This window comes from Paenibacillus sp. 2TAF8 (assembly GCF_052114825.1).
Classification (GTDB): Bacteria; Bacillota; Bacilli; order Paenibacillales; family Paenibacillaceae; genus Paenibacillus.
The window spans coordinates 46,532-63,605 of sequence record NZ_JBFRFN010000006.1 but is presented as its reverse complement, the minus strand read 5'-3'; the positions used below and the strand labels follow the sequence as shown (position 1 = coordinate 63,605).

Annotated in this window: 14 protein-coding genes; 4 read left to right on the top strand and 10 right to left on the bottom strand. The window is 44.5% G+C overall.

The features are described from left to right. Nucleotides 1–674: 674 nt before the first annotated feature. The 3 genes from AB4Z30_RS10455 to AB4Z30_RS10445 all read right to left on the bottom strand — a co-directional run bounded on the left by AB4Z30_RS10455 (nucleotide 675) and on the right by AB4Z30_RS10445 (nucleotide 3,133). Nucleotides 675–1,430 carry an amino acid ABC transporter ATP-binding protein gene (locus AB4Z30_RS10455; RefSeq protein ID WP_441925960.1) on the bottom strand — a complete coding sequence of 252 codons (756 nt, stop codon included), beginning with the start codon at nucleotides 1,428–1,430 and terminating at the stop codon, nucleotides 675–677. A gap of 33 nt (nucleotides 1,431–1,463) precedes the next feature. Further along, nucleotides 1,464–2,123 (bottom strand): amino acid ABC transporter permease, encoded by a 660-nt coding sequence (locus AB4Z30_RS10450; protein WP_441925958.1) that lies wholly within the window; start codon nucleotides 2,121–2,123, stop codon nucleotides 1,464–1,466. 239 nt (nucleotides 2,124–2,362) lie between these two features. Next, complete coding sequence (locus AB4Z30_RS10445) at nucleotides 2,363–3,133, bottom strand: amino acid ABC transporter substrate-binding protein (protein ID WP_441925956.1); 771 nt, start codon at nucleotides 3,131–3,133, stop codon at nucleotides 2,363–2,365. A gap of 336 nt (nucleotides 3,134–3,469) precedes the next feature. Between AB4Z30_RS10445 and AB4Z30_RS10440 the strand changes: the two genes are divergently transcribed. The 3 genes from AB4Z30_RS10440 to AB4Z30_RS10430 all read left to right on the top strand — a co-directional run bounded on the left by AB4Z30_RS10440 (nucleotide 3,470) and on the right by AB4Z30_RS10430 (nucleotide 5,660). Continuing rightward, entirely contained in the window at nucleotides 3,470–3,985 is a 516-nt protein-coding gene (locus AB4Z30_RS10440; RefSeq protein WP_441925954.1) for a hypothetical protein, read from the top strand. A gap of 69 nt (nucleotides 3,986–4,054) precedes the next feature. Then, nucleotides 4,055–4,732, top strand: a complete 678-nt coding sequence (locus AB4Z30_RS10435) for an ATP-binding cassette domain-containing protein (protein WP_441925952.1) — start codon at nucleotides 4,055–4,057, stop codon at nucleotides 4,730–4,732. Beyond that, complete coding sequence (locus AB4Z30_RS10430) at nucleotides 4,704–5,660, top strand: hypothetical protein (RefSeq protein WP_441925950.1); 957 nt, start codon at nucleotides 4,704–4,706, stop codon at nucleotides 5,658–5,660. Before AB4Z30_RS10435 ends, AB4Z30_RS10430 begins: the two co-directional genes overlap by 29 nt. A gap of 92 nt (nucleotides 5,661–5,752) precedes the next feature. Here the strand turns inward: AB4Z30_RS10430 and AB4Z30_RS10425 are convergent, their stop codons facing one another. The 6 genes from AB4Z30_RS10425 to AB4Z30_RS10400 form a co-directional block, all read right to left on the bottom strand. Then, a complete protein-coding gene (locus tag AB4Z30_RS10425; protein ID WP_441925948.1) occupies nucleotides 5,753–7,258 on the bottom strand; it encodes an alpha-glucosidase/alpha-galactosidase in 1,506 nt (501 codons plus the stop codon). A gap of 153 nt (nucleotides 7,259–7,411) precedes the next feature. Then, nucleotides 7,412–8,176: a carbohydrate deacetylase gene (locus AB4Z30_RS10420; RefSeq protein WP_441925946.1), complete on the bottom strand. Its 765-nt coding sequence runs from the start codon at nucleotides 8,174–8,176 to the stop codon at nucleotides 7,412–7,414. 27 nt (nucleotides 8,177–8,203) lie between these two features. Further along, on the bottom strand, nucleotides 8,204–10,147 hold the full coding sequence (locus tag AB4Z30_RS10415; protein ID WP_441925944.1) for a beta-glucoside-specific PTS transporter subunit IIABC: 1,944 nt from the start codon (nucleotides 10,145–10,147) through the stop codon (nucleotides 8,204–8,206). A 196-nt stretch (nucleotides 10,148–10,343) separates the two neighbouring features. Then, nucleotides 10,344–11,195: a BglG family transcription antiterminator LicT gene (gene licT / locus AB4Z30_RS10410; protein WP_441925942.1), complete on the bottom strand. Its 852-nt coding sequence runs from the start codon at nucleotides 11,193–11,195 to the stop codon at nucleotides 10,344–10,346. Between the two features lie 289 nt (nucleotides 11,196–11,484). Then, nucleotides 11,485–12,594 carry an AraC family transcriptional regulator gene (locus AB4Z30_RS10405; RefSeq protein ID WP_441925940.1) on the bottom strand — a complete coding sequence of 370 codons (1,110 nt, stop codon included), beginning with the start codon at nucleotides 12,592–12,594 and terminating at the stop codon, nucleotides 11,485–11,487. Between the two features lie 78 nt (nucleotides 12,595–12,672). Next, a complete protein-coding gene (locus AB4Z30_RS10400; protein ID WP_441925938.1) occupies nucleotides 12,673–13,287 on the bottom strand; it encodes a Type 1 glutamine amidotransferase-like domain-containing protein in 615 nt (204 codons plus the stop codon). 198 nt (nucleotides 13,288–13,485) lie between these two features. Between AB4Z30_RS10400 and AB4Z30_RS10395 the strand changes: the two genes are divergently transcribed. Beyond that, entirely contained in the window at nucleotides 13,486–14,109 is a 624-nt protein-coding gene (locus tag AB4Z30_RS10395; protein ID WP_441925936.1) for a histidine phosphatase family protein, read from the top strand. A 179-nt stretch (nucleotides 14,110–14,288) separates the two neighbouring features. Here the strand turns inward: AB4Z30_RS10395 and AB4Z30_RS10390 are convergent, their stop codons facing one another. Continuing rightward, the gene (locus AB4Z30_RS10390) at nucleotides 14,289–16,652 is read right to left on the bottom strand and encodes a rhamnogalacturonan lyase (protein ID WP_441926594.1); all 2,364 of its coding nucleotides are present in this window, start codon (nucleotides 16,650–16,652) and stop codon (nucleotides 14,289–14,291) included. Nucleotides 16,653–17,074 lie beyond the last annotated feature (422 nt).

The following is a 17,074-nucleotide window of genomic DNA, read 5'->3' as shown; positions in this document are numbered from 1 at the left end:
AACATAAAAACAAGCGATGCTCCGATTACAAACATTTCTCCCTCTTCCTTATTTCACCTAATTTAATGTACCTTGAATGGAGTATAACCAAAGAGGTCTGCCATGACCAGCTCCCCCCTCATGAACATATTCTAATTCAATATGGTTCATCAGTGCGAATGAACGTAGACTTCACAAATTCTAACGATCACCAGAGACGCTATCTTTCCCTTTTTAACCATTTTAAAAATCTAACGATCACCTGAGAGCTTATTTACCTGAAACACAGCGATTTAAACTCCATTTTGAGAATTTCAGTCCAAATAGCGCTTGTGGTGATCGTTAGAGTTTCAAACACCGATTATTAAGCAGAATAAGCTTCTGTGTGATCGTTAGCGTGTTTGGTTGCAGTTAAAGCCCGCTACAGCTCAGTTTGTTTTTCACCAAAATACGTCCATATGAGTGCCATGATTCCAGAAAGGTGTAGCTTGCCTTCGCTCGTATGCCAATCCACGTACTCCATATGAAGTGCAACAGCTAAAAAACACGTAATAAAAGTATAGATTGTATACTTTATTACGTGTTCTCGTTTAATTTATCTATTCATGGTCGATTGGCATTTTCGCATTTGTTTTCACGCAAAAAAAACACGCGATGAATACGTTTTTCAACGGTATCCATCGCGTATTTGACAGCTACTCTTTCATATCCACTCGTTTCAAAAACGTCTGCGTACGCGCTAGCTTTGGTGCACCAAAGATTTGTTCAGGCGGGCCTTGCTCGGCTATTTCGCCATTGTCCATGAAGAAGACACGGTCCGCCACATCACGGGCGAAGCTCATCTCGTGTGTGACAATCATCATCGTTATGTTTTCCTGTGCAAGCTGCTTGATGACACGAAGCACTTCTCCCGTCAGCTCCGGATCGAGGGCTGAGGTTGGCTCATCGAAGAGCAGGATATCCGGCTGCATCATCAAGGCGCGGGCAATCGCTACGCGCTGCTTCTGTCCACCGGATAAGTTGGCCGGATAAGCATCGGCCTTGTCCGACAGTCCGACTTTGGCAAGCAATTCCGTGCTGCGGCTGCGAATCGCCTTGGTGCTCTCTTTTTTCAACGTCTTCGGTGCGAGTTCCAGATTCGCCTGCACGGTTAGATGCGGGAACAAGTTAAAATGCTGAAACACCATGCCCATACGATCGGTAATCTTCCGAATCTCGGTAGCGCCTGCGTATCTGCCATCGTCCACCAGCATCTGATTCTGAACACGAATCGTTCCGCCCGTAATATCCTCCAGATGGATCAGGCTGCGCAGCATTGTGCTTTTTCCCGAACCCGAAGGTCCAATGACCGCAATCACTTCACCTGGAGCCACATCAAAAGATACCTGTTTCAGCACATCAAGTGTACCAAATGATTTTTTCAACTGATTTACTTCTATACTATAGGTCATATGCAGACAGTCCTTTGATTGAACAGATTTGATTTACTCATACGAGAAACGTTTCTCCAGAGCCTTGAACAGTAAGGTAAGCACCAGAGTCATCAGCAAATACATAATCGCCGCTACGAAAAATGGAACAAGCTGCAAGTCTCGATTCACCGCGGCTTGCGCAAAGTAGAGCAACTCAGGTACAGCCACGGCATAGAGCAACGCCGTATCTTTAATTAAAGTAATTGCCTCATTCGCTGTGGCCGGCAGTACCACCCGAACCATCTGTGGAATGATGACTTTCGTCATCGCCTGCCACTTCGTCAGGCCTAGCACTTTTGCTGCTTCATGCTGACCTTTATCAATGGACAACAATCCGCCCCGGAAGATTTCTGCGAAATACGCTGCGTAGTTGAGCACAAAAGCTATTCCCGCAGCTACGATTCGTTCAAACACCAGATACTCACCAATGACCGGCAGCAACGGCAATCCAAAGCAGAAAAACAAAATTTGCAAAAGCAATGGTGTCCCACGCATCACATAAACGTACGTGTGGGCAATCCACGCCAAAGGTTTAAACCTACTTTTCATCGCAAGTGTGATCACAAATCCAAGCGGTACCGATAGGATGATCGCAACCAAAAACATAATAATCGTTGTCTGTGCACCCTCAAGCATCGGTTTTAAAATGGTCAAAATATAGTCCCAACTCATATTATGTCTCCTCTAATCTCTTAACCCCGCACTCCTCGGAAGCATATCGCTCCAGCGTGGAATACGGGGTTACTGTTTTCGTGAGTACACTCTCCTGATTCGAGAACAGCTCACATCATTATTGGTCAGATGAATTTCACCTGGCTAATTTCAAATTCACAAATTCATTTCAAAATGATCGAAGACCATTGTGTGAAATGATTTTTCATAATTTATTCTCACTTCTTATATCTTACTTCTTACTTCAGAACCTTGTCCTCACCCAACCACTGGGTAGAGATTTTCGCCGCTGTGCCATCTGCATTCAGTTCATCCAGTGCTTTTTGCAACTGGTTCAGAAGCTCTTCATTGCCTTTTTTGATCCCGATGCCATATTGCTCTGGCGCCAGTGATTCATCCAACAGTTTGAAGGTTCCTTCTTCCTTCGACATATAATATCTTGCAACCACTTCATCAATGATGACAGCATCGAGACGTTTTGTTTTCAAGTCTGTCAGAGCAAGCACATTATCTTTGAATTCGGAAGCTTTGACTTTATCCTTCAGAGGACTTGCCGCAAGCGCATCTGCCGCTGAGGACAGTGCTTGCAATCCTACATTTTTGCCATCCAATTCGTCCAGCTTGGTAATCGGGGAGTCTGCCAGAGTAATAGCAACCTGACTGTTCTCCAGATATGGCTTGGTGAAAAGCACTTTCTCTTTACGCTCATCTGTAATCGTATATCCGTTCCAGATCATATCGATTCGGCCACTGTTCAGCTCTGACTCTTTGGAAGACCAGTCGATTGGCTGGAATGTCACCTTTTTACCCATTTTCTCCCCAGCCGCACGGGCATAATCAATATCAAACCCGACAATTTCATTCTTCTCATCCCGGAATCCCATTGGAGCAAACTTATCATCGATCCCTACAATGATCGTATTCTCGTCTTTACTTGCCGAGCTGGTACACCCAGCCATAATGATCATACATATGCTGATAAATAATAGTAGAATTGCTTTCTTTCTCATCTCTAAAACCCCTCCATGTCTATGTCCAAGCCCAAACGCTTTAGTTCGTTACCACGTTATCAGAGTCTTATAATAACATAGCATGAGAGAAGAGTCGAGCACCTTGCCCATTTCCAGCGAATTCAACCCTAAGAATTGTCAACTATTTGTGAAAATGAAGCCTGGATCTGATTATTTTTATCATCTATTAAATTAATTTACTCAACGATAAAAAAGGGTAATAATAGTATTTTAAAGAAAATAAGTATAACTTTTTCCATATGACAGTATACATAAGTGTTTTTATATGGTAAATTATAGATGTAATATAAAAAATTAGTTGGATGTAGTTACTTAATGAAGTTATCACGCATTACCACAAAAGTTGCGTCAGGCGCCCTTGCTTTAAGTTTATTGCTTTCTGTTTCTCCAGTGCTCGCTTCAGATGCTCCAAGCCTTACTGCTAATCAACTTGAAGTCATTGAAGCCGCAAACAATGCTGTACTAAGTGAGGTACAAACTGTTAATAACGATGGTGTTTACTCACTCGCAGCAAGCAATGTACCTTACACCGTAAAACTTACTAGAGGAAGTTTCTTAGCTTGGTCTGACGCGGTAGTAGATTGGACTTCAAATGGTAATCAAATTACTTCAAGTAGTGGTAGTCAAGATTCAGGATATGTGTTCCCTAACATAGTAAGAAAAGGAGGAATAACCAAACAGAGTTCTTCAGCTGCTTCTTATCACATCTATCTTTCCAAAACTACTATTGGTGCCGGTGTTGTATCTCCTTGGGGGGATGTAACCGTCTACGAATCAGACTTTTCTGACTACATCAAGGTTAATAAGGACGGAACAGCAACTAATTACTAAAATACTTATAACAACTGAAAACAACGACCAAAAAATGGTCGTTGTTTTCAGTTACTAGAGGTGAAAATCATGATAACTATTTCTAACTTGTCAAAGGACTACAAAAATAAAGTTATTTTCAATAATTTAAACTTAAAAATTCCAGAAAATAAAATTACATTTATCTCTGGGCCTAATGGTTCTGGAAAAAGCACTCTACTAAAGTGTCTTTTGAATCTCGAAGATTACACTGGGGAAATTAGATATGATAATTGTCATTTTGAAAAGGTAAGGGAAGATGTAATGGTTGTATATGATAATAGCCCACTCTATCATAATTTAACCGGATACCAGAATTTAGAATTATTAACCAACCATTCCTTTAAGAATGTAAATGAGAATAATCAGGATATACTTATGCCTCATTTTCTTAAACCAGAAATTTTAAAAAGCAAAGTTAAAAACTATTCTCTCGGGCAAAAAAAAAAATTAAGCCTAATGAGAGTTCTTCTAACTAAACCGAAATACTTATTTCTTGATGAAGCATCAAATGGATTAGATCACGAAGCTCTCTTAGATCTTAAATCTCTTTTGAGAAAGTTGTCAGTAGATACCACCATTATAGCAATAGGGCACCATTTCGAATATTATACTTCTATTATTGACAATCTTATTTTGATGAATGATCAATCCGCGATCCAAATTAAAGATTTCGAACTTCAAGAGGGGGAAGGATTGAATGACATCTACGAACGTTATATTAAATAGAACAAAAAAAGAAATAAAATATCAATGGTATTCACGCATTATATGGATCACTATGATTATTTCAATTTCCATCTCTTTATTGAATATATATGGTTTAAAATCGAAGGCTGCGAGTTCTTACGATCTATACGTTAGAACCTATAATTTGTATAAAGAAGAAGGCATGGATGTTGATAAAATGCTTGATATGCCTATAAATATCAGCGGCACTGGTTCTGAACAAGTTGTAGATAACCCTGTTCGCCTTCGTCTGGAAGAAGCAGCTACTTCGATAAATCATCTTACTATAAATTCAATTGTTACAAATACGTTAGAATGGATGACTTTTGTTTTCTTTCCATTAATCTTTGCTATTTACTCTATATTTATAGCTTCTTATGATTATAAATATAAAACGGTCAGTATTAAAGCCACACTCATGGCCCCATCACAATTAATCACCTCAAAAATACTCTCTATTTTTTTAGGAGTATTGGTTGTTTTTGTTGTTACTTTATTCTCTTCATTAATTACAGGAGTTATTTTCCATAATCAAGTTATTTCTGGAATCGCAGAGCAAACTTTAACAAGGTTTGATAATGCTATTGTTCCGAATAACCTTACCCTTCAAATTTTATTTAGCCTATTAGTCAGTCTAATATTTGCATCAATTGGTTTTTTCATGGGAATATTATTTAAGTCCGCTCTTCTTCCCGTTATTTTATTTTTTGTATATGATTTTATAATTCCTGTACTTGGGAGATACGATGTACGTAACTTAATCTCTGTAATAGCTCATGATATCTTCGAATTTAAGGGAAGGTTCCAATTATTCAAACCTACACCTGTTTCAGAAGTGACTTCTTTTATAATTTTAATTATTGTTTTTGCCCTATCTATTTTTTTATCTTATGCTAGCTTTAATAAGCAAAGTAAGTACAATATGTAAATCAATTAAACTAATACATGACAAGCGAATACAAATTATCATCCGCTTGTCATGTTGCTGCTTATCTAAAAAATGATTCGTTTCTCCACTCTCTACTGCTGTACCTTCTCGCGATCCTTGCCTTTATCCGACTCGCCCGCATTTTTATTGGCAGCTTCCCTGTCTTGCTGCATCTCTTCTACCGTTTTGACCTTCAGGCGTGCAGCGCCTTCGTATGATTTGGTTGGAATAAGATTGCCCTCAGCAATTCTGACTTCTGCCGCAGCAATCGCATCACCGTACTGTGGCAGCCACTTTGCCTGTGCAACCAGCATCTCATCGACCATCTGCCAGATTTCCTTCGGATTACAGACCGCACCCACCAGCGGGTCCATCATGAATGCCTGCCGCAGCAATTTATCGTCTCCATGGACTGCCGCCTCCACCGCAAGGCGCTGCACGGAAATACTCACATTACATACAGCTGCAGGACCGAGTGGCAGATCACCGATGTGCGGCATCGAGATGCCGTTACGATCCACATAACCCGGCGCTTCAATGATGGCATCATCCGGCAGGTTCGAGATGACTCCGTTGTTCACCGTGTTAAAATGACCACGATACACACGTCCCGTCTCCAGACTCTCTATGATATAGGAGCCGTGCTCTTCGCCACGTTTCTCAGGTATATACTGCATCGGGTCATCCTTCATCCAGTTTGGAAAATCTGTCTCAAACCAGTTGCGTCCCTCGGTGCACACGCGCAAATATCCACCTGTTTCCCCGTTAATCCAGCTTTCCATGTCAATCCAATCGTTGATTTCTTCAGGACGTTTGCGATACCATGGCACATACTCACTCAAATGACCATTTGATTCGGTACTGTAATATCCAAAACGCCGTAGCATATCAATCCGTACCTTCTCGGTGCGGCTGTACTCCGGGTGTTTTTCAAAGGCTTCAAGCAAGTCACTTGTTAGATCCCTGCCCTCATGCGATGCCTGAATGTACCACGTTTGATGATTGATGCCTGCACAGACAATATCCACTTCGCTCTTTTGCAATCCATACACTTCCGCAATCTGTTGATGCCCATGCTGAACCCCGTGACACAGCCCGATCGTCCGCACACCACCATACTTGTTGCACGCCCATGTCATCATCGCCATCGGATTGGAGTAGTTGAGGAGTATTACATCCTGCGCACTCTGTTCGCGAATATCTTTGCAGATTTCAAGCATCTCGGCGATCCCGCGCTGTCCATACATAATGCCGCCTGCACACAGCGTATCCCCGACACATTGATCCACCCCGTACTTCAGCGGAATATCGACATCGGTTGCAAAAGCCTCCAGTCCCCCTACACGAATCGTACAGAGGACATACTTGGCGTCTTTCAACGCTTCTCTCCGATCAGTTGTCGGTTGAATCTGAATATTTAATCCATTCTCGCGGAGATCCCGCTGGCACAGCTCGGTAACCATGTCCAGATTATGCTGATTAATATCGCAGAATGCGACCTCGATGTTGTTAAACTCGGGTACGGTGAGCAGATCACGCAACAACCCTCTTGTGAATCCAATACTTCCTGCCCCAATAAACGCCACTTTGAACGACATGTACATGTCCTCCCGTAATCCGAACCTTCCGGTTTCGGTTAATGACTTGCTTCATGGGTTCATTGTAGCAATGGAGAGAAGGAGAGCGTTATCAAAATCATGACCTGTTCAGGAACGAGGTGTCAAAAATCCTAACTTATATCTTCTTGTTTGCTACAACTGGCTGTAGCTAATGAGTTGAATCCCTTGTTCCTTCACATATTCCATCAACGCTGGATTGACCAATACAGCTAGATCATGATCACGCTCATCTACTAGAGATGAGATGCTGCGCAGTTCCTCATCCGCATAACCCGGATGACCAGCAATCTCAACGATATGTTCCGTATCCTTATACTGGTCCAGCACACCACGCAACCAAGATTCCTGCAGAGAAGGCATAGCTGGATCACCACATAACTTATCCGTAGAACGAATCCCTGCTTCAGCAAGCTTCCCCTCCAATTCCGGAGATAAGATATCATCTCTTCTCATGGGAACGTTATACTCCCGAGCCAGATCCATGACCAAGTCAAGCATTTGTGCATCTTTTACACTCACACCATGATGGGTATCCAGATGATTCAACGTCAATCCGGAAGCCAAAAACTTCTCTATTTGTGCCTTCAGCTCGGCGCGTACTTCCCCAGGATCATAGGATGCAGGAATAAGTCCAGGTTTTCGATAGAAACGGCCTGATTCGTCCACGATACTCTGAACAGCCGAAGCTTCCAGCACAGGGGTCATGAAGGTCAGGTTCAGATGAACCCCCATAGCCGTAATGCCTGCTTCAAGGGCCATGACACTACTCTTTTCAAAATGTTCCGAATTCACCAATGCCGAGGTATCTGTGATCAGACCCTGTTTCATTCCATGAAGAATGCCTTCGCTTACTCTCATGGTGATTCCATAATCATCTGCATTAACAATCAGCTTCATCTTGCTCTTCTCCCCTCTGATTCTATGTTAGGATCGAACAGATAACAGTTCCTCTGTGATCGCAACCGTTCCTTCTGTCAGCAACGGCGTAATGACGCGGAATTGATCGGAGTTCGTTACGACAATCGGAGTTGTCAGCTTAAAGCCCTCGTTCCGGATCTGATCCAGATCAAATTCAATCAGTACCTCCCCCTTACGGATTCGGTCACCTTGCTGAACTTTCTGTGTAAAATACTTTCCTTTTAATCGCACCGTATCTATGCCGATATGCATGAGAATTTCGACACCTTCATCCGAAGTGACTGCGATGGCATGTGCACTTTTCATCGTTACGGAAACGATCCCGTCTACTGGCGATACCAACTGACCTTTGGACGGAATGATGGCTACTCCTTTACCCATCGACTCCGAGGAAAATACGACATCCTCCACGTCATGAAGTGGAATTACTTTGCCTTCGAGTGGGCTTGTAATCAAGCTTTCCATCGCTGCGTTCATGTCGATTCCGGCAGCGTTTTGTTCCATTTTCCCCGTAGATGATCCAGGTGCTGAGTGCTGGTTATTTTCACTTTTTCCTTCAACGGGGTTATTGTCATCTTTTTGTACCTCAGGACCTTCAGCAATCTGATCATTTTTCTTACTCTCGTAGCCAAAGAGAACCACACACAAGGCTCCGCCCGCAATGGCAGTCAACACACCAATAATGTAATACAACATCGGACTCTGTGCCGGCAGGGTGAACACGTTGAGGAAGAAATTGAACACAATCAACTTCACACCAAGATAACCCATCAGACCGCCGCCAATGGCTCCAGCTGCTACCAGATATATCAGTGTTTTGCGGTAACGCAGAATGATACCATACAGGATAGGTTCAGTAACCCCGGACAGAATCGCAGACAGGAATGATGAGCCGCTTAAAGCCTTAAGATCTTTATCCCTTGTTTTCAGGAATACCCCGAGGCCAATACCCATGGAAGCCGCTACAGATGTTGCCGCGAGAGGTGCAATGAGGTCTCCCCCAGCGCTTAGATTACCCATAATAATAGGTACCGTCGCCCAGTGTAATCCAAGCAAGACAAGAAACGACCAGGTCCCCCCCAAAATAATACCTGCGATGACTGAGTTGCTGTTAATCAGGAAATTAACGATATCCCCAATCCACTGGCCTACATATTGCCCGAATGGACCAATCAACATAGCCGTTAGCGGTACCATAATGACAAGAGAGAAGAATGGAACTGCGAACAACTGCACATTTTTGTGCATGATTTTCTTCAAAAACTTCTCTAGAACCGCGTAGATACTAACGGCGATGAACATCGGAAAGACCGACGAAGCGTAGTTCATTAACGATACAGGAATGCCTAGAAAATGAGTTGTACCTCCTGCCGCCGTCAAAGCCGTAAAGTTAGGCTCCATTAATGCAGCACCGATTGCGGCTGCCACATAAGAATTCACATTTAGAACTTTGGCAATTGTAATTCCAAGTAGGATCGGCAAGAAATAAAAGATAGAGTTCCCTGCCGCAGCCAATATGGCATATGTTCCACTGTCCGCAGCAATCCATCCTGCTCTTTCAAGAACGATTAGTAGTGCCTTGACCAGACCAGCTCCGGCAAATACCGGAATTAATGGCGTCAGACTGCCCGATATCAGGCCAAAGATGGCTGAACGGATGCTCTTTTTTTCTTTCTCAGAGCCTCCACCGGACTCAGCCCCGTCGAACTCCCCTTCCGCGACGATATGTTTGTACACCTCCGAAACGTCATTACCTACTACAACCTGAAATTGGCCGCCGCTTTCAACCACTTTCAGGATGCCTGCTGTGTTTTCGAGCGTGTCTGCATCGGCCTTCCGATTATCGTTCAAGACAAATCTCAAACGGGTAGCGCAGTGCGTCAGCGACTGAATATTTTCCTTTCCTCCAACGCGACTTACAATGTTTTGAGCTAATTTGAGATGATCCATGTTGCTCCCCCCATACTTTTGTATAATCATTACAATTCACATTTTCACTTCGTCACTTCGGACGACACCTACGATGACAAAATAAAAACCTGAACTGAAGCTCGTCTACTGACCTTAGTCAATACACAAGCCTCAGTTCAGGTTTCGCCTGCCGAACAGTCACAATCCCTTAATATAAAGTTGTATTAGCATTTCTTCATTCTTCCGTCAGATCATGCTCACGGTTTGTGACTCGGTGAATGTGGATCATAAAATAAACCATTTCCTCATTTGTTGTTTTCTTCTCGTAGTTAATCTCCAGATAGTTTCTAATTTTTTTCGCGCACGCGTAGGCTTCGGGGTACTTGTCCTTTACATGATCGTATAAAGAATCTCTATCCTCCGGAATCAACTCATCATGAAGAATTCGGTACGCAAAATAACGCAAATGTGTGAGGAAACGGCTGTAATTAATCGAGCTTTCGTCCAGTTTAATTCCAAAATGGTATTTCACAATGTTCGCTAGATCGTTAACAATCTTCGTCATCTGATACGTTTGTTTCATATCCTGCCCACGCTGCTGTGCATTTACAAAATGTAGGGCAATCGAACCCGCCTCATCCTCCGGCAGTTTCACACCTGTTTTCTGCTCAATAATATGGAGTGCCTTGAAGGCAACTTCATATTCGGCTGCATAGAATTTTTTGATCTCCCACAGCAAAGCATTCTTTACAATGATGCCCTCAGGAAACCTTCTCAGTGCAAAACTGATATGATCTGTTAGGGTGATGTAGATGTTGTCACTGAATTTGAGGGCAAGCTGTTGTTCGGCAAATTCAATAATTTCATTCGACAACTCCAGATGTTCGGTTGGAATCTCACCAATCAGCCCCATCAGTTTGTCTGACGTCGCCTTTTCAACGACGAACTTTTTCTCCACCTGTGAAAAATCAATTATATCACTGTTATGTTTGTTATAACCGATCCCTTTTCCCATCACGATCATTTCGTGCCCGTTATCATCCGTCAGTAAAATCACGTTGTTATTAAAAATTTTCCTAATCTTCATCTGCATCACCCCCAACTCATCACATGTTCGTCCCGTTAATATTCCATAAAATTCTTCAAAAAATCAAAATCTCCTATAAAAAAAACCTAAATTGAAGCAGTAACATGCACAACTCATGTTTACTACGAACAATTTAGGTATCGCCTGCCGAACAGTCACAATCCTGAGTATATTAAATTAACTACTACATTATCGACGAATTGGTTACTTCTGAACAAAGGATATCATGAATACCCTTTCAGTTCAACATTTAGTTTCTACCCGCCTGTTCCAGCCTCGCGGTCTGCTGCTACTCCGATTCCTCCGGATAGCTCCACTGTATTCGCTCCATGGATTCTCGGTATTGAACAGGCGTATTACCCGTATATTTTTTGAAAAGCATATGAAAATACTGCCTACTGCCCACACCCACATAGTCTGAAATTTCGGAGATGGGAATGTTGGTCTGCTGTAACAACATCTTGGCCTTCTCCATCCGTAGCATCGTCAGATAGTCGGTCGGTGTCCACTGCATATAATTACGGAAAATGCGGTGCAAATACCCTGGATGTAAATTGACTGCGGCCGCGATATCCTTCATCTGAATATTGCGATCCATATTGTGATGCATGAATTCAATCGTACGTTTCACATACAGCTCTGTCTGATCTAGCGCACTTCGTTCCATCTCGCCTCGCAGTCTGGCAATCCGGACGAGCAATTGGATAAAAAGGGTGCGGACCAGCATCCCCTGCTCCGGGGAGCTCAGGTTTCGGGCTTCACGATGAAGCATTCGCTCTTCGGCAGGTATCACCCTCATGTGTACAGGAGAAAGCCCAGACTTCGTGTGCTCTTGTGATTGTTCCTGTTCCTGCTCCTGCTCTTGTGATTGTTCCGGTACCAGTTCCTGTGTCTGTACTTGCCTCTGCTCCAGCAAGCCACGCTGATCCAGTTCAAGCACAAGGCTTTTCATCGTGTGATACACCTCTTCCGGGTCAGGCAGAACGAGATAAGGAGTGGATCGAGTTAGAAAAGTATGAACGGTTTCCTCTTCCAGCGCAAGTTGCCGTATGGAAAGTTGTCCAGATGCATGACGGACAAAGCCAAATTCCACATTGAGCATCCGGCAAGGCACACCGTCCTGTACTAACAGTCGATGAGGAACCCCTGCATCCAGCAGGATGAACTGTCCTTTTTTCAACACCGCCTGTTCCGAGCTTCCATCTGCCATCATCACATCCACTCGGCACATGCCCGTAATGATGTACATAATTTCCGTGGAATCATGGGTGTGATAGGCCATCTGATAATCATCCCATTGTTTATAATAATAAGCGAAAAAACGAGGTCCCCAGTCTTCTGTACGAAGGCGTTCCTGAAAAAGACTGCCTGAAAAGGATTGTGTCTGATCCAACCCCATCCTTATAACCTCCCTTCAAACGCTATACAGAGTGCGGCTGATTGGCTTTATTTTGAATAAACATCATTAATAATCGCGTTAGATTTCGACGATCCGGTACTGCTCTCCATCCATAACAATGACTTGGGAGTTCGTTATAGGTACAAGAGTTAACGTCGACTGATACTCATCCATGACTTGTGCTGCCGACTCTACAAATGGGGGACATCCCACATGAGGGACGGGGTAGAAATCAACAGAATTTAGTCCTTCATAGCTAGACAAGTCTGGTGCTACCGCGCAATCATCCATGGCCTTCACATATGCAATATCAGGGGCGAGGATGATGGAACCTGCTGACTCCCCGATATATATTTTCCCTGCCTGAATATGAGCTTGTATGTACTTCTCTGCTCCACTTCTGCGAAGCTCCTGTAATAGAAAAAAGGTGTTGCCACCCGACACGTAGATCAAGTCACTTTGTTGCAACTTGCTAGCTATCTCCTCAGAAGTTGCCGTGGATACTTCTAATTCTTCTACGATAAGTCCGTATTTCTCAAGCGCCTGTCTACCTGCATGTACATAAGCATCATATGGTTCAGGTACAGCAGCAGTCGGAATAAAGGTGACGCTTCTCCCTGCTAAAGTCTCTCCCAGTGTGTTCAACAAGCTTGATGTCTCTTCAAAAGAAGCGGACAAAAACAATTTTTTCATTTTCATGACCTCCGAGTCTTATTAGGTAATCGTTGATAGATCAGATAGTACTTGAACGTATTGCATTGGTGCAAAAGTACATATACATTATTTATGTTCTCGTAATAATAAGGGAGTACAGTCAGTTCCCTATAGGCTATTATTATATAATCATCATCCTTTCAGCTCCAAATCCATCGTTAAAGGAGATTTCATATCATGAATACAACCTTTTATCTGGTCAGACATGGTGTCAAAAAAAGTGATATTGGCAACGTGCCACTTACATCCGAAGGTAGCCGTCAGGCTCAATTGACCGCCAGGTACTTTGCAAACGCTCCATATCCTATCCACCGGATCGTCGCGAGTCCACTTCGCCGAGCTCAAGAAACCGCCGAAGCAATTGCTTCCCTTACCGGGTCTGACGTTGCAGAAGATGCACGCTTGCGCGAACGTGCGAATTGGGGCGATGATCCGGAGCAGACTTTTGAACAATTCGTCGCCTTATGGGATCAGTGTACAGCAGATCCAGAGTTCATTCCACATGTTGGTGATTCCGCCAAACAGGCAGGGATACGACTAGCCTCTTTGCTTGACGAACTGGCTACGCAGGCGCCACCCGGCAGTCATATTGTTTTGGCTACACATGGCGGTCTGATTACCGATTTCCTGGTGCAAACCTTTTCCGAACAAGAGCTGAACAGATGGCATCCGAATTTCCTGGTGGATCAGAAACGTCTGGTTCCCGAGTGCTCCATCACCAAGTTGTTGATTCAGGATGGTCAATATACGCTGGAATCATTCGCTTCCGCAGCACACTTGAGCGAAGACGTGGAAAAGTAGTCCAACGTGCTATTCAACGTAACATATAACATGATATGTAATATATTATTTAATAATGGATCTAACCATACGCATCTAAAAAAGCTCTGGAATGTCCCTGCGTTATCATTACACAGGAGCGAATTCCAGAGCTATTTGCAGTTAGCTTACATCATTCTCTATAACTCTAAGCCGACAATTTATTTATCCCCTTTTCCTTTCCCTGGGGTATAGAACTTCGGCAGCGTCACCTTCGACCAATCGATATCAGATGCCATGTAGAAGGATAGATAGGAAGGCTGGTTATACCCGCTGTTCTGTCCGGCAATACCTACACGGTACATCGCATCGTGCATCAGCGTATACAGCTTGCGGTCTGTCTTCTCGGTGCTCAGGTAGATACGAATCGCTGAACTATCCGCCGTACGCACCAACATCTCTTCCCGCCAGTCTCCGAATACATCGGCAACTAGCGAAGGTGTACCTTTCGTATGGTTATTGGTTAAGGTTCCAGTCGCGGTCAGCAACGTGCCACGTTTCCAGTCTTTAATCGTAGGGGTGACATCGATGGCCCCGTCTACGATTTGCGTTGTCATGTCGGCAGCCCAGCGAATGCTCATATTGGTTCCGGGTGCCTGATCACTTATTTTCTCACCCTGTGCCGTCCATAATCCGACAGCCCATGTCTCCAACCCGCGCCGGGTCGGATCAACATCTCCTACCATGCCACGTCCGGTATCTTTGCCAGTATATCCGCCATAGATCACTTCTCCAGTCTTGGCATCACGCAGGGAATATCCGTATGGCGCCCAAGGTCCGCCTTCATGCACCATAAAAATCTCAAGTCCCGGGCGATCCGGGTTAATATCCGCGACATGCAGCGCATCCCCGTGTCCCAGACGGGCAATCGTTCCCGGTGCAGCACTCTCAAGCGGCATCACATCTGTGGAGCTGTACAGCACACTGCCATCGTGGTCAATTGTCGCGGAGCCATAAATAATCTCATGTTTGCCGTCACCGTCCACATCAGCCACACTGAAGTAGTGCGCCCCCTGCGTTGTAATTGAACCGTACTGCGGATCAGTGCCATCTACACCGTGTGGCCCGTCGTTAAACGGATTTTTCATCGGTGTCCAGCCGCTATCCACGTACCATTCCTTTTTCAGCTTTTTGCCATCCCAATTGTAAGCTGCCATCGTGGAACGAGTATAATATCCGCGTGCAAAAATCGCAGACGGTTTCTTGCCGTCCAGATACGCAACTCCCGCGAGGAAACGGTCTACCCGGTTTGCCGGTTCAATGCGTGCCATCGCATAATCGCCCCACATCAGGCCATCATCATGACGTTCCGGTTCATACCGGACGGTCTGCAATTCTTTTCCCGACTTGCCTTCAAATACGGTAATATACTCCGGTCCATCCACAATAAAGCCTTCAAATTTGCGCAGTTCATTGCGAGCGCTCCGCTCCGGTGCATATACATCTATAAAGTAGTCGGCCAAGCTTTCCGCATCCTGCTGGGATAACGGATAACTGTACTTTTTCTCAATCCCAAACGCTTCTTCCAGCGTTGCAGGCCAGTTTCCTTTCACAACCTCTTCGTGTTTATGCCAGTTTCGGAACATATCGACTACATGGTCGTAGTACCCCTCTGCACTGAGGCGATAATCGTCCTCGTTGGTCACCCCTGCCTTGCGATCCTCCTTCGGCAGGGTGATGTACTTCTGCGAGGTTGGTTTGCCCTTTTTGTTGTATTTGATGATCTGCGTGCCCGGAGCGGTCTTGAACATCAGTTCAGCCTTGCCATCTCCGTCAAAATCATAGACAAGCATCTGCGTATAATGCGCTCCCGCACGAATGTTAACCCCGAGATCGATCCGGTACAGCAGTTGTCCGTCCAGCGTATAACAATCGACATAAGTGTTGCCGGTATATCCTTTTTGCGATACGTCCTTGGCGTTGGATGGGTCCCATTTTACGAAAAACTCGTACTGACCATCCCCGTCCACATCACCGACACTCATGTCATTGGCACTGTAGGTGTATGCTTCACCCACAGGCGTTACACCGTCTGCCGGCTTTTGCAAAGGAATATCAACATAACCGTTTGCCCACGGACTGACGGATGAGCTGCGTTTGCTTTCTTTGCCTTTGCTGTTCACGGCGGCAACTTCGTAACGAGAAGATGTCGTTCCTGTGCTGTCCACATAATTGGTACTGTCTGTGACCGTCGCGATCCTTTTGCCATCCCGATACACGTTGAAATCCGTCCCGGTCAGCCCTTGGTCGCTGTACCCTGTTGCCTCATCCCCAAGTAATCTCCAGCTTAGAAAAACACCTTCGGACGTCGAAGCCGCTACCAACCCGCGATCCAGCTTCTCCAATTGAATACCTTTACCGTGGCTGCCACCTCTGTCTTTATCATGCATCTCCACTTCCATAGCACCATTCCCTTGAGTTTGGGATTCGGTTTGGGAGGCCTCTGCTCCGCTAATTCCGGCAGTGCCACTAAGCATCAAAGCCAGACTGAGTGCAGAGGAAAGCACTTTGGCCCCAAGAGGCATGCGCGGCCGTTTTGATCGATTGCTGCGACTTCTTCGACTGTTGGGACTGCTGGAAGGGATTTTGCTGTGACTGCCTGGACTGATGCTACTGCTAGTATGGAAGCCTGCACCGGCCTCAGGACCGGCATCTTTTACTGATCTTAAGTTCATCAACCTTCACTCTCCCTGGTTAGAATGGGTAATGATACTTCTACCTGGCCATATTCATGTTCAAGTTAAGATTCGTGTTTGTGTTTGTGTTTGTGTTTGTGTTTGTGTTTGTGTTTGTATGCATATTAAGGTCAGGTTCATACATAAGAAAAAAAATGATTACGCTTACAAAATTGAAGTTTAAAAGAAAATCCCGTTTGCCTGACGTACTTCTTTCTCCCGTTTCTCCAGCCCCTTCCCCTCTCTTCACTTAATTGGAAGTCAGAGTTACC

Bases quoted from the DNA above. Each gene is read 5' to 3' on its own strand.
- AB4Z30_RS10415 (WP_441925944.1), bottom strand. From the start codon at position 10,147: ATGGATCATCTCAAATTAGCTCAAAACATTGTAAGTCGCGTTGGAGGA.
- AB4Z30_RS10390 (WP_441926594.1), bottom strand. From the start codon at position 16,652: ATGCCTCTTGGGGCCAAAGTGCTTTCCTCTGCACTCAGTCTGGCTTTG.
- AB4Z30_RS10440 (WP_441925954.1), top strand. From the start codon at position 3,470: ATGAAGTTATCACGCATTACCACAAAAGTTGCGTCAGGCGCCCTTGCT.
- AB4Z30_RS10420 (WP_441925946.1), bottom strand. From the start codon at position 8,176: ATGAAGCTGATTGTTAATGCAGATGATTATGGAATCACCATGAGAGTA.
- AB4Z30_RS10405 (WP_441925940.1), bottom strand. From the start codon at position 12,594: ATGGGGTTGGATCAGACACAATCCTTTTCAGGCAGTCTTTTTCAGGAA.
- AB4Z30_RS10445 (WP_441925956.1), bottom strand. From the start codon at position 3,133: ATGAGAAAGAAAGCAATTCTACTATTATTTATCAGCATATGTATGATC.
- AB4Z30_RS10455 (WP_441925960.1), bottom strand. From the start codon at position 1,430: ATGACCTATAGTATAGAAGTAAATCAGTTGAAAAAATCATTTGGTACA.
- licT (WP_441925942.1), bottom strand. From the start codon at position 11,195: ATGAAGATTAGGAAAATTTTTAATAACAACGTGATTTTACTGACGGAT.
- AB4Z30_RS10425 (WP_441925948.1), bottom strand. From the start codon at position 7,258: ATGTCGTTCAAAGTGGCGTTTATTGGGGCAGGAAGTATTGGATTCACA.
- AB4Z30_RS10435 (WP_441925952.1), top strand. From the start codon at position 4,055: ATGATAACTATTTCTAACTTGTCAAAGGACTACAAAAATAAAGTTATT.
- AB4Z30_RS10395 (WP_441925936.1), top strand. From the start codon at position 13,486: ATGAATACAACCTTTTATCTGGTCAGACATGGTGTCAAAAAAAGTGAT.
- AB4Z30_RS10400 (WP_441925938.1), bottom strand. From the start codon at position 13,287: ATGAAAAAATTGTTTTTGTCCGCTTCTTTTGAAGAGACATCAAGCTTG.
- AB4Z30_RS10450 (WP_441925958.1), bottom strand. From the start codon at position 2,123: ATGAGTTGGGACTATATTTTGACCATTTTAAAACCGATGCTTGAGGGT.
- AB4Z30_RS10430 (WP_441925950.1), top strand. From the start codon at position 4,704: ATGACATCTACGAACGTTATATTAAATAGAACAAAAAAAGAAATAAAA.